6 protein-coding genes and 2 pseudogenes are annotated in these 5,451 nt (G+C 31.5%); 5 read left to right on the plus strand and 3 right to left on the minus strand.

Features of this window, described 5'->3' with window-relative positions; all coding sequences use genetic code 11:
- A pseudogene (locus L6Q46_RS12475) lies at positions 1–353 on the plus strand (4,5-DOPA dioxygenase extradiol); the annotation flags it as partial.
- On the opposite strand, the gene L6Q46_RS12480 reads toward L6Q46_RS12475, so the two are convergent.
- The 3 genes from L6Q46_RS12480 to L6Q46_RS12490 are packed head-to-tail and all read right to left on the minus strand — an operon-like array spanning position 354 to position 3,091.
- Entirely contained in the window at positions 354–1,535 is a 1,182-nt protein-coding gene (locus L6Q46_RS12480) for a serine hydrolase domain-containing protein (RefSeq protein WP_291284578.1), read from the minus strand. It lies immediately after the preceding pseudogene.
- Complete coding sequence (locus L6Q46_RS12485; RefSeq protein WP_291284579.1) at positions 1,525–1,971, minus strand: PH domain-containing protein; 447 nt, start codon at positions 1,969–1,971, stop codon at positions 1,525–1,527. The genes L6Q46_RS12480 and L6Q46_RS12485 overlap by 11 nt, the downstream gene beginning before the upstream one ends.
- Position 1,972: 1 nt before the next feature.
- Positions 1,973–3,091 carry a C1 family peptidase gene (locus tag L6Q46_RS12490; protein WP_291284580.1) on the minus strand — a complete coding sequence of 373 codons (1,119 nt, stop codon included), beginning with the start codon at positions 3,089–3,091 and terminating at the stop codon, positions 1,973–1,975.
- Positions 3,092–3,195: 104 nt separating this feature from the next.
- Here L6Q46_RS12490 and L6Q46_RS12495 point away from each other — a divergent pair, with 104 nt between their 5' ends.
- From L6Q46_RS12495 to L6Q46_RS12510, 4 genes and pseudogenes are all read left to right on the plus strand, one after another.
- Entirely contained in the window at positions 3,196–4,035 is an 840-nt protein-coding gene (locus L6Q46_RS12495) for a 1,4-dihydroxy-2-naphthoyl-CoA synthase (protein ID WP_291284581.1), read from the plus strand.
- A gap of 254 nt (positions 4,036–4,289) precedes the next feature.
- Positions 4,290–4,661: a hypothetical protein gene (locus L6Q46_RS12500; protein ID WP_291284582.1), complete on the plus strand. Its 372-nt coding sequence runs from the start codon at positions 4,290–4,292 to the stop codon at positions 4,659–4,661.
- Entirely contained in the window at positions 4,645–5,220 is a 576-nt protein-coding gene (locus L6Q46_RS12505) for a PH domain-containing protein (protein WP_291284583.1), read from the plus strand. Before L6Q46_RS12500 ends, L6Q46_RS12505 begins: the two co-directional genes overlap by 17 nt.
- Positions 5,213–5,451: pseudogene (locus L6Q46_RS12510) on the plus strand (hypothetical protein); the annotation flags it as partial. The gene L6Q46_RS12505 and the pseudogene L6Q46_RS12510, both read left to right, overlap by 8 nt.

Raw genomic sequence — 5,451 nt, forward strand, 5'->3', positions numbered from 1 at the left:
CAAAACAATTATTAGCACTTCGTAAAAAAGGAGTTTTAATTATCGGAAGTGGTAATATGGTCCATAATTTGCGAATGGTAGCTTGGGATAAACTCAACGAACCCGAATACGGATTTGATTGGGCTTTAGAAATGAATGACATCTTTAAAAATAAAATCTCAAACGGTTTTCATAAAGAGTTAATTCAATATGAAAAACTTCATAAAGCAGCTACTTTAGCTATACCAACACCCGACCATTATTATCCATTATTATACATTTTAGCACTTCAAACGGATAATGATAAAGTGGAATTCTTTAACGATAAAGCCGTTGGAGGTTCGTTAACGATGACTTCGGTGAAAATAGGTTAATTATTCGCCTTCTTCTGCATTAAATTTAAACGGATAATCGCCAAATTTTGGAGCTAAACGTTTTGTTTGATATGTTTTACGAGTAAACTTATTCGATAACGCAATGATAGTAACAGAATCTTTATGAAGTGTAACCATAGAAGAAGTGTTTCCATGCCACCAACCATTGTGAAAGAAGTATTGTTGACCCGTTTCAAATTCCAACATTCGAATACCTAAGCCATAATTTTTGGTTCCTTTTCTTTCGTAGCTGTAGCCTTTGTACATTTCTTCCTTCATTTTGGCACTTAAAAACTTATCGGAATATAATGCCAAATCAAATTTCAATAAATCACGCGGAGTAGAATAGATGTTTTTGTCCCCATATACTTGATCCAAAAACTCAAAAGCCAAACGTAAGTAATTGTTTTTGTAAGATTGACTCACTTCGTCTTTTTTGTTTAAATCATCAAAAACGAAAGTATTTTTCATATCTAAAGGATCAAAAATCATTTCTTGAAGTACTTTTGGATACGTTTTATTAGTCACTTTTTCGATGATTAAAGCCAATAAAGCATAATTCGTATTACAATAACCAAAACGCGTTCCAGGCTTTGATTCTAACCCAATATCTTTTGTTGCTAAAAGCGTTAAAACATCTTGATTAGTTAGTGTTTTTTTCTTATCCCAAACACCTTTATCATCTGTAAAATAGGCATAATTTCTTAAACCACTTCTGTGATTTAATAACATTCTTACTGTAGTTTCTTCGTGCGGAAATTCAGGTAAAATTGATTTTACTGTAGCGTCTAATTCCAGTTTCTTTTGATCGACCAATTTCAAAACCGTTACCGCAGTAATAACTTTACTTACCGATGCAATATGTAAAGGTGTGTTTTGTTTAATAGAATCTCCTTTTTCTTTGTAAGCGAAGCCACTATAATTTTCGTATAAAATCTCTCCATTTTTAGCTACTAAAAAAGAACCACTGAAATCTTTTGCATTGAATTTTTTATCGTAAAATGCCTCCATTTCATTCCCCATTCTTTTTTTGTAAATGGTAGTTAGTGGCGTAAAGTTTACGGCATATTCAGAAACATTACCTTCTTTATCTTTTAAGGTAGATTCTTTGTTTTCGTCGGGTTTATTTTGGCAATTAAAAAGTAGTAAACTTAAACTTACAAGTACTATTTTATTCAACATAGGGAGTATTCTTAAACGTAATATTTTGATTTAGGCGTTGCAATGTAGTAATAAATTCTTCTTGTTTTTCAGGTGAAATGTAAATATCATCATATTTGTTATATGTAATAATTAAACCAATATGACTCAATGCTGGTTTCCAAATAGTTGGTACATAAATTCCTTTATGATATTCAATTCTATTGATTTTAGTTATATCAATTTTACCTTTAAAAGGACCCGATTTCCAATGTAAATCTGTGTTTTCAATCTTGTAAAAAGTAGTTTTATACGTCCAAATTAGGAATAAAATCACTAAGAAATGTATCGAAAATAGTACTAAAAATGGCTCGTAAGAATCCTCAAAAAAAGCAGGAATTGTTAAGACTAATAGAAATAATATTACTCCAATATAAATATACTTATTCAGTTTACTTACTGCCGACTTGAAAATCATATTACAATCCTAATTTCTTCTTAGTTTCTTTTGAAATTCCATCTTTGTGCACCATAACCGAAATTGCTTTTAATTTCATGTAAGCCACACTCATATAGATATAACCCCCGTTTGCGACTTTCTTTTCATCGCTTCCCCAAGAGTTTTTTACTTTGTAATATACATTTCCTTTTTGATCTTTAACTTTTCCAACAATGTGCATTAAATGATCGTCAGTAGTTGTCAAGTTTTCAAATTCTTGTTGACGGAATTCAGGTGTGATTTTCTTTTCAACAACAATTTCAGCCAAACCCGTTTTAGTATCTTCTTCTTTTTCTGGAATAAAAGCAACACCATATTTTCCTGAAAACGTTGGTTCTGAAACATCACAATCTAAAGAAAGCGAGTAACCATTAGCTAAAGCATTATCAATATTGGAGATAAATTCATCTAACGGTAAATTGTACATACTTCCATTTGAAAAATTATCTGGAATATTCAAAATAAACGGTTTGTAATTCGCTTCGTGTGTAAACGAAGTCAAAGTCACATAATTTTCAGGTTTAATTTTTGCAAATTCAGCAAATGATTTCGGCGTATAATTTTTGCCTTCGTACTCAAATTTGGTTGGAATACTTCCTAAATAAATATCCAAAACTGCACTAAAAGCTTGTTTCCAATTTGGAGATAATTTCTTTGCAGGATTTTCAACATATGTTTTCAACATCGCCTCTAAAACTGCAACCATTTCAGCATGATTGTGTTTGTTGGTATCGTCACTTAAACCATCATAAATATTGTTCGGAACTAATCCGTATTTTGCTACGCTGTTGATTACATCATGCGCCAAAGCACCTTCACTAAAATTAGCTTTTCCTTGACGTAAAACATAGTTTTCTGCTTTTAAAGGATAAGTAGTTCTCGCTTGATACATTTCAGAAAGGTCGATTTTCTTACCCGTTAAGCGAATAATTTCCGACTCTAAAAACGAAGAAGTAGAGAAACTCCAGCAAGTTCCCGTAATATCTTGTGAGATAACAGGCAAACATTCCACATCATTAACTTTCTGAAATTCATAGTTTTGAGCCGTAGCTGTAAAAAATGATGCACTCAATAGGAATCCTACATATATTTTTTTCATGTGACTTATTGTTTTGAACTTGCAATATAATGCAAAAAATGAATTATTTTTACGGAAATTTACATTTAATAAAAATTACCATTATCTATTTAAATACTTGAAAAATGAGCAAAATTAATTGGGTAACCGCAAGAGAATTCGAAGATATCACGTATAAAAAATGCGATGGCGTTGCTAGAATCGCTTTCAATAGACCAGATGTTAGAAACGCATTTCGTCCAAAAACAACCAAAGAATTAATCGAGGCATTTTACGATGCACAAGAAGATACCTCTATTGGAGTAGTATTACTGTCGGCAGAAGGACCAAGTTCTAAAGACGGCATTTGGAGTTTTTGTAGTGGTGGCGACCAAAAAGCTCGCGGAAATCAAGGGTATGTAGGAGAAGACGGTTACCACAGATTAAACATTTTGGAAGTACAACGTATGATTCGTTTTATGCCAAAAGCTGTGATTTGTGTAGTTCCGGGATGGGCTGTTGGTGGCGGACATTCGCTTCACGTAGTTTGTGATTTAACATTAGCGAGTAAAGAACACGCAATTTTTAAACAAACCGATGCTGATGTAACGAGTTTTGATGGTGGTTATGGTTCGGCTTACTTGGCTAAAATGGTCGGACAAAAAAAAGCGAGAGAGATTTTCTTCTTAGGTAGAAATTACTCGGCTCAAGATGCTTTTGAAATGGGAATGGTGAATGCCGTAATTCCACATGCAGAATTGGAAGACACAGCTTTTGAATGGGCACAAGAAATTCTAGCTAAATCACCAACTTCAATCAAAATGCTAAAATTTGCTATGAATTTGACGGATGATGGAATGGTAGGACAGCAAGTTTTTGCCGGTGAAGCAACACGTTTAGCGTATATGACAGACGAAGCAAAAGAAGGAAGAGATGCGTTCTTAGAAAAACGTAAACCAAATTTTGAAAAGAAATATTTGCCTTAATTAATCAAATTTTGATGCTAAAATTAAAATCGTTTTATTCTATATTATTTGCTGTTTTTCTGACAGTTCTTTATTCTATTTTTTTATGGATTAAGAATTCGTGGGAATTAAATTATGTTGGATCGTTTTTTTGTATTTCATTCTTGTTGATACAATTATTTTATCACTCGTATTTGAAATGGAAACAATATAAAAATGATTGGACAATAATTGGTAGACATGAATACAAATTTTCTGGATTTCATTTTTTTTTAATGATACTTTTTGTTTTCACAATTTTAGCTTACGTTTTCGTTTTAGTAAAACATAAAGAATTACCAGAATTTAGTTTTTACAACATATTGTTTTTAAGTTTTATAAACCTGAAGCAATTAAAATACCATTTGATTGTTAAACAAAATTTTGTAACAATTATTGAAAATAATTATTTTGAAGATTATTCAAAGTCTGATATTAAATATGTAGCAATTAAAAACAATAATTTAGCTATTGCTCTTATGAAAACAGATAAGGTTTTTAATTTTCCAATTGAAGATTTTAAAGAAAACGAGTTAGAAGTTTTAAATCAATTTATAAAAGTTGAAAATTTAGAAGAAAATAATTTAAAACATGAATTTCACCAATAATCCCATCGACATAAACCAACTTCCGAAATTTGAAGAAGTGCAATTGAAAGGATTGAATCCCAAATATATTACGGTATTGCTTTTTAATTTTTCATTGCTTTTAATTTTGGTGATTGGAGGATTTTCAACTTTGTTTTATTTCAAACAAGATGCTTTTTTTAATACGATTTGGATAGCAATTTTAGTTGGACTAGTGTTGTTTTTAGCAGGATTAGTCATGTTTACGAAATTTAGTTTTCACAAAAAAGGCTACGCTTTTAGAGAACATGATGCCATTTATAAATCTGGATTAATTTCGGAGACGACTACAATTATTCCTTTTAATAGAGTACAACATGTAGCTTTACATCAAGGATTTATTTCTCGAAAATTAGGTTTGGCTTCTGTTGAATTATTCACTGCTGGTGGCAGTAGTTCGGATTTAGAAATTCCAGGTTTGCTTTTAGCAGATGCGCAGCTTATTAAGAATTTGGTTTCACAAAAAATCAATCCGCCAAAAAAAGACGAACCTATTGAAGAACAAACAACTGAATCATTTCTAACTGAAGAACATGAATAAATCTGTCGATTTTTCACAACCACAACGTCAGTCGCTTCCAGGGATTTTGGTTATGTTTGCCAATTCCTTGCAGAAAACGGTTCGTGCTTTGTGGCCAATGTTGTTGATTTGGTTAGTAAAGTTTGATTCACTCAATAAAATTGTTTTTTTTGGAAGTGTAGCGGGTGTTGTCCTAATTATTGGAGTCATTTCGTATTTACAATACTTGTTTTTTACTTTTCATATTGATGA

Origin of the sequence: Flavobacterium sp. (assembly GCF_023151265.1) — a bacterium.
Classification (GTDB): domain Bacteria; phylum Bacteroidota; class Bacteroidia; order Flavobacteriales; family Flavobacteriaceae; genus Flavobacterium.

What these genes read in the sequence shown, in the direction of transcription:
- L6Q46_RS12505 (WP_291284583.1), top strand. Translation starts at nt 4,645, where the DNA reads ATGAATTTCACCAATAATCCCATCGACATAAACCAACTTCCGAAATTT.
- L6Q46_RS12485 (WP_291284579.1), bottom strand. Translation starts at nt 1,971, where the DNA reads ATGATTTTCAAGTCGGCAGTAAGTAAACTGAATAAGTATATTTATATT.
- L6Q46_RS12480 (WP_291284578.1), bottom strand. Translation starts at nt 1,535, where the DNA reads ATGTTGAATAAAATAGTACTTGTAAGTTTAAGTTTACTACTTTTTAAT.
- L6Q46_RS12495 (WP_291284581.1), top strand. Translation starts at nt 3,196, where the DNA reads ATGAGCAAAATTAATTGGGTAACCGCAAGAGAATTCGAAGATATCACG.
- L6Q46_RS12490 (WP_291284580.1), bottom strand. Translation starts at nt 3,091, where the DNA reads ATGAAAAAAATATATGTAGGATTCCTATTGAGTGCATCATTTTTTACA.
- L6Q46_RS12500 (WP_291284582.1), top strand. Translation starts at nt 4,290, where the DNA reads ATGATACTTTTTGTTTTCACAATTTTAGCTTACGTTTTCGTTTTAGTA.